The sequence below is a fragment of the Variovorax sp. 01T439_2 genome (genome assembly GCF_056398445.1).
The window spans coordinates 1-4,570 of sequence record NZ_JBFTPJ010000456.1 but is presented as its reverse complement, the minus strand read 5'-3'; the positions used below and the strand labels follow the sequence as shown (position 1 = coordinate 4,570).

The 4,570-nt window shown below is 66.7% G+C and carries 3 protein-coding genes; 2 read left to right on the top strand and 1 reads right to left on the bottom strand.

Annotation, left to right across the window (positions count from 1 at the left end; genetic code table 11):
- Positions 1 to 431 (bottom strand): TonB-dependent receptor plug domain-containing protein (locus AC1DOC_RS20295; protein ID WP_478130370.1); only part of this gene is annotated, 431 nt, incomplete at its 3' end.
- A 181-nt stretch (positions 432 to 612) separates the two neighbouring features.
- On the opposite strand from AC1DOC_RS20295, the gene AC1DOC_RS20290 reads away from it, so the two are divergent.
- Both AC1DOC_RS20290 and AC1DOC_RS20285 read left to right on the top strand, forming a co-directional pair.
- Positions 613 to 2,220 carry a phospholipase D family protein gene (locus AC1DOC_RS20290; RefSeq protein WP_012746270.1) on the top strand — a complete coding sequence of 536 codons (1,608 nt, stop codon included), beginning with the start codon at positions 613 to 615 and terminating at the stop codon, positions 2,218 to 2,220.
- Between the two features lie 66 nt (positions 2,221 to 2,286).
- Positions 2,287 to 4,392, top strand: coding sequence for a TonB-dependent siderophore receptor (locus AC1DOC_RS20285; protein ID WP_012746269.1), 2,106 nt, complete (start codon positions 2,287 to 2,289; stop codon positions 4,390 to 4,392).
- Positions 4,393 to 4,570: the final 178 nt, after the last annotated feature.

Sequence of the window (4,570 nt, the reverse complement as noted above, 5' to 3'; positions counted from 1 at the left end):
GTGCTGGTGTAGTAGCCATAGGACTGGCGCAGGCCGTCCAGGTAGACGTCGGGCGTGGCGCCGCGGATGCGCACCGAGTCGGTCCGCGAATCCTGGCCATAGGCATCGGAGCGCACACCGGCCGCATAGTTGAGCGCGTCCTGAACATTGCCCGCGCCCTGGTCCACCATCTGGTCGCGCGTGACCACGGTGATCGATTGGGGCGTTTCGGCCAGCGGCGTGTCGGTCTTGGTGGCGGTGGCGGCGTTCCGGGCGCGGTAGCCGATCACCGGCGAGGTTGCGGTTTCGGCCTCGGCGCTCGCATCGACCTTCACCTCCGGCAAGGCGCCGGGCGCCGTCGCGGTCTGGGCCAGGACCTGGTGATGCACGTAGACCGCCATGCAGCCTGCCAGAACCGATGCGACCCTGCGCCCCGCCAATAACCTTGCCATTCCCGCTCCACTCCGAAACATTATTAAGAACGATTCGCATTCTATTTATAAAGCCCCATTTGTTCCGATTTCCCCGCCTCGGCAAGGGGACGTTCGGCCACCGCATGCATCCGCGGCGCAGGCGCGGCGCAAGGCAAAGCGGCTACGATCCGGCCGCACGTCGTGTGCGTTCGCGGGCCCCATGCTCCACAAGTTCCTCGCCTCTTTGTTCCCCGCGCTGCGCGGCCTGGCGCTTTGGCTGGTGGCCGCTGGCATCGCCGGGGTGCTCGCAGGCTGCGCCGGCCTGCCTCCGCGCACGCCCGAGCCGCCAACGCTCTCGATCGCCGCCTCGCCCTCCACCGCGCTCGGCCGCGCCGCGGCCAGCCTGGACACCGCCGCGCACGATGGGCTGTCGAGCATCCGGCCGCTGGTGGAGGCTTCCTTTGCGCTCGATGCACGCTTCGAGCTGATGCGGCGCGCGCAGGCCTCGCTGGACGTGCAGACCTACCAGCTCGGCAACGACAAGACCGGCCGCCTGCTGCTGCGCGAACTGCGAAATGCTGCGCGCCGCGGCGTGCGGGTGCGCCTGCTGCTCGACGACTTCTACACGACCGGCATGGACCGCCTGCTGCTCGGCCTGGCCGCGGAGCCCAATGCCGAGGTCCGGCTGTTCAACCCCTTCGTCAACGCCCGCGACCACTCGGCCACGCGCTGGCTCGAGTTCTTCGGCGATTTCCGCCGGCTCAACCACCGCATGCACAACAAGCTCTTCGTGGCCGATGGCGCCATGGCCATCGCGGGCGGGCGCAACCTGGCCGACGAATACTTCCTGCGCAGCGAGGATGCCAACTTCATCGACTTCGAGCTCCTCATGGCGGGCCCCGTGGTTCCGGAAGCCGCCCGCATCTTCGACACCTACTGGAACAGCGAGGTGGTCTACCCGCTCCAGCGGGTTGCCGGCGCCAGCGGCACGCCGGAGGCCCTGAAGTCGGAATTCGAAGCCGCCACCTCGGCGGTCCACGCCCCTGCGCCGGCCGCGCTTCAGGGCACCGACGTGATGGGCGACCCGCCGCTCGGCGTCCAGCTGGCCGACATCGGCCGCATGAAGTGGATGCGCGCCGACGCCCATGCCGCGGCCGACAGCCCCAACAAGGCGCTGGGCATCCTCGCATCGCCCGCCGAATCGCTCGCTGCGCGCTTCCATGAGATGACCGCCACGGCGCGCTCGGACGTGGTGGTGATCTCGCCCTACTTCATTCCCGGCGACGAAGGCATGGCCCGCATCCGCGAGGGCCGGGCGCGCGGCGTGCGCATCAGCGTCATCACCAATTCGCTGGCCGACAGCGACGAGCCGCTGGTCAACATCAACTACAACCGCTACCGCGTCGACATGCTGAAGCTGGGCGTGAACCTGTACGAGGTCAGCACCCAGCAGCTCAAGCGCAACCGCCAGCTGCGCAGCCTGCTCAAGAAGGCGCGCGGCCGCCTGCATGCCAAGCTCGCGCTGGTCGACCGCGAGTGGGTGCTGCTCGGCTCGATGAACCTCGACCCGCGCTCGGCGCGGCTGAACACCGAATTCGGCGTTCGCGTGCGGAGTTTCGAGCTGACCCAGGCACTTCTGTATGCCTACCAGCTGGACGACATCGAGGGCGTCTACCGCGTCGTGCTGATGCCCGACGGCGAGAACGTGCAATGGATAGGCACCGGCGACGTGGACAACGAGGTGCTGGACAGCGAGCCCGATTCGAGCCTGCTCACGCGGCTGCAGCTGCTGCTGTTCTCCTGGTTCGTGCCGACCGACCAGTTGTAGCGGACGTCTACAATAGGTAATGAGAGTTATTCTCATTAACTGTAAATAAAACGTCAACAAATTGCAATGAGATTCCGCATCCGGTCGTCACGCATCGCCTTTGCCTTGCTCCCCCTCGCTTCCATTTCCCCGCTCTCCATGGCACAAGGCACCGGCAACGGACAGCCGGACCCGGCGAGCACATCGCTGCCCGAAGTGCATGTGGTCGCCGAGCCCGAATCCGGCGGCTACAACCCCACGACCAGCAGCGGTGCCACGCGCACCAGCACGCTGCTGCGAGAGGTGCCGCAGTCGGTGCGCATCGTCTCCAGCCAGCTGATCGAGGACATGGGTGCAACGCGACTGGCCGACACGGTGGATCTTGTGAGCGGGATCACGCGCCTCAACGACTTCGGCGGCACCTGGGACAACTTCGGCATCCGCGGGTTCAGCAGTACCGACATGGGATTCCTGGTCAACGGTTTCCCCGGATCGCGCGGCTACAACCCGCCGCGCGACACCGCCACGGTCGAGCGCTTCGAATTCCTCAAGGGGCCGGCGTCGGCCATCTACGGCAGCAGCGAGCCGGGCGGCACCATCAACATCGTCACGAAGAAGCCGGAGTTCACGCGCCGCAACACGGCCGACTTCAGCATCGGCAGCCAGGGCCTGCGCCGCAGCACGCTGGACAGCACCGGCGCGCTGAGCCGGAACGTGGCCTACCGGCTGAACCTGGCGGTGGAGGAAGGCGACAGCCGAAGCGACCTGCTGAGCAACAGGCGCACCCTGGTGGCACCCGCGCTGACCTGGGTCATCGACGACAAGACAGTGCTCAACTACGAGTCCGAATTCCTGCGTTCGAAAACGCCGCTGGACCGCGGGCTGATCAATGTTCGCGGCCTGCTCGGAACCTTGCCGCGCGACCGTGTGCTCAATGAGCCCGACGACGGCAACATGACGCTCACCAGCAATACGCACCAGCTCACGCTGGACCGCCAGCTGTCGGAAAACTGGCGCGCGCGCATCGGTGCGAGCTACAAGGAAAGCACCTTCTCCGGCAACTACACCGAAGCGACTTCGCTCGCCAGCGACAACCGGACGCTCAACCGCCGCGCCACCTGGCGCCAGCTGCCGTCGCGCGACACGTCCTTCCAGGCGGAGCTGGAAGGCAAGTTCGCGACCGGCGCCCTGGCCCACACGCTGCTGGTCGGCGTGGAAGCGTCCAGGCTGTGGATGAACACCGAAATCCTCCGCTCGGGCAACTACCCGATCGACATCTACCAGCCTGTCTATGGCAAGCCCCGGCCGCCGCTCACCTCGCTCACCTCCAGCTCGGACGAGCACCAGCGCGCGAGCGCGGTTTTCCTGCAGGACCAGATCAGCCTTTCGCCGCAGTGGAAGCTGCTGGTGGGCGCCCGCTACGACCATTTCAGGCAGCGCATCGAGGACCGCGTGAACCGCAACAGCGCCCAGAAGCATGATGCTGTTTCGCCGCGCGCCGGCCTCACCTACCTGCCGAACGACTGGAGCTCCTGGTACGTCTCGGCCGGCAAGTCGTTTCGCGGCAACAGCGGCACCGACAAGAACGGCCAGGCCTTCGATCCGCAGCGTTCCACCGCGCTGGAGGCCGGCCTGAAGCTGCAGACGCCGGACCAGCGCCTGGGCGCCAACCTGGCCGTGTTCGACATCAAGAAGACCAACGTGCTGACGGCCAGCGACACGCCCGGCTTCTCCGTGGCGGCCGGCGAGGTCAAGAGCAGCGGCTTCGAGGCAGACGTCTACGGCCAGATCGACAGGAACTGGCGGGTGAGCGGAAATTTCGCCTATGTCGACGCCCGCATCTCGAAGGACGCAACGCTGGCGCCCGGCACGCGCATCGTGAACATCCCGAGGACGAGCGCCGGCCTGTTCGCCATCCGCGAGGATGCGCTGGCCGACGGCAGCCGCTATGGCGTGGGTGCCGGCATCAACTACGTGGGCAACCGTTCGGGCAACAGCGCCGACACCTACTCGCTGCCGGCCTACACCACCGTCAAGCTGGTGAGCTTCTGGCAGATCAACAAGACCGCCCGCGTGTCGATCGACGTGCACAACCTCTTCAACCGGAACTTCTACACCGCCTCGTGGGGCAACCTGTACGTGATTCCGGGCGCCAGGCGCAGCGTCGTGGCCAGCCTGAAGCTGGACCTCTGAAGCCCTCGCGACCAAAAACCGAGCGCAGTTACAGCCCGGCGGGCCGCCCCGGCCTTGAAAGTCCGCCGATTGCCCTTATGATTAGCACTCGCTGCTGACGAGTGCTAACAAGGCCTCGCTTCCAGTCGATGGGCCGCCGGCCTTTTCCGCCGGCGCCCGACCACAACCCCGTTTCTTA

Excerpts from the sequence above, each read along its gene's own strand:
- AC1DOC_RS20290 (WP_012746270.1), top strand. The coding sequence starts at position 613 with ATGCTCCACAAGTTCCTCGCCTCTTTGTTCCCCGCGCTGCGCGGCCTG.
- AC1DOC_RS20285 (WP_012746269.1), top strand. The coding sequence starts at position 2,287 with ATGAGATTCCGCATCCGGTCGTCACGCATCGCCTTTGCCTTGCTCCCC.